The organism is Brevundimonas sp., from assembly GCF_041688735.1.
Lineage (GTDB): Bacteria > Pseudomonadota > Alphaproteobacteria > Caulobacterales > Caulobacteraceae > Brevundimonas.
In genome coordinates this window covers 1-1333 of sequence record NZ_JBDNHO010000078.1, presented here as the reverse complement: position 1 = coordinate 1333, position 1333 = coordinate 1, and the positions used below count along the sequence as shown (strand labels likewise).

Sequence of the window (1333 nt, the reverse complement as noted above, 5' to 3'; positions counted from 1 at the left end):
TCGACGGTTTCGACGACGACGCGTTCCAGGGTGTCGGCGAAGGTCGCCAGTCCGGCGTTGTCGTCCAGCTTGGCCCGGTGCGAGAAGCCGCGCGTCCAGGCGTAGATCGAGGCGATGGAGTTGGTCGAGGTCGCCTCGCCCTTCTGATGCTGGCGGAAGTGGCGGGTGACCGTGCCGTGGGCGGCTTCCGATTCCAGCACCTTGCCGTCGGGCGTCAACAGCACCGACGTCATCAGGCCCAGCGAGCCGAAGCCTTGCGCCACAACGTCGGACTGCACGTCGCCGTCATAGTTCTTGCACGCCCAGACGAAGCCGCCCGACCATTTGATGGCGGCGGCCACCATGTCGTCGATCAGCCGGTGTTCATAGGTCAGACCCTTGGCCTTGAAGTCGGCGGCGAACTCCTCGTCGAACACCTTCTGGAAGATGTCCTTGAAGCGCCCGTCATAGGCTTTCAGGATGGTGTTCTTGGTCGACAGATAAACCGGGAAATTGCGCGCGAGGCCGAAAGCCAGGCTGGCGCGGGCGAACTCGGTGATCGAGTCATCGAGGTTGTACATGCCCATGGCGATGCCGGCGGTGGGGAACTGGAACACCTCGTGCTCGATCACCTTCCCGTCGTCGCCAGTGAAGGTCATCATCAGCCTGCCCGGGCCGGGGACCAGGAAGTCCGTGGCCTTGTACTGGTCTCCAAAGGCATGGCGGCCGACCACGATCGGCTGGGTCCAGCCGGGCACCAGACGCGGCACGTTCGAGCAGATGATCGGCTCGCGGAAGACCACGCCGCCCAGGATGTTGCGGATGGTGCCGTTTGGCGACTTCCACATCTTCTTGAGGCCGAATTCCTGCACCCGCGCCTCGTCAGGGGTGATGGTGGCGCATTTGACGCCGACGCCGTGCTTCTGGATCGCATAGGCCGCGTCCACCGTGACCTTGTCGTCGGTGGCGTCGCGGTTTTCCATCGACAGGTCGTAGTAGTCGAGATCGACGTCCAGGAAGGGGAAGACCAGCTTGTCCTTGATCATCTGCCAGATGATCCGGGTCATCTCGTCGCCATCGATGTCCACGATGGGATTGGCGACCTTGATCTTGGCCATGCGGGTTTTCGCCTCTGACTGTGAATTGGGGATATGGCGCGCGGTATAGCGGGGCAGGCGGGCGGGCGCAAAGGGCGAGGGCGGGCGCGTTAATCCTGCCCCGAAAAAGTCTTTCACGGTCAAGCTGAACCGACCGGGCGGCGCATCATTCTGACCGCAAGGTCTTCGTCAACCGAGGGGAAATGCCGAATGGACGCCGAAACCAGAACCCTCGTCGACCGCTGGTTTCTCGCCTT

At 62.8% G+C, this 1333-nt stretch carries 1 protein-coding gene; it reads right to left on the bottom strand.

Annotated elements, in window-relative coordinates; all coding sequences use genetic code 11:
- The coding region (locus tag ACESMO_RS08265; protein ID WP_372707683.1) for an NADP-dependent isocitrate dehydrogenase at positions 1-1097 on the bottom strand (1097 nt) is incomplete at its 3' end.
- Between the last annotated feature and the right edge of the window lie 236 nt (positions 1098-1333).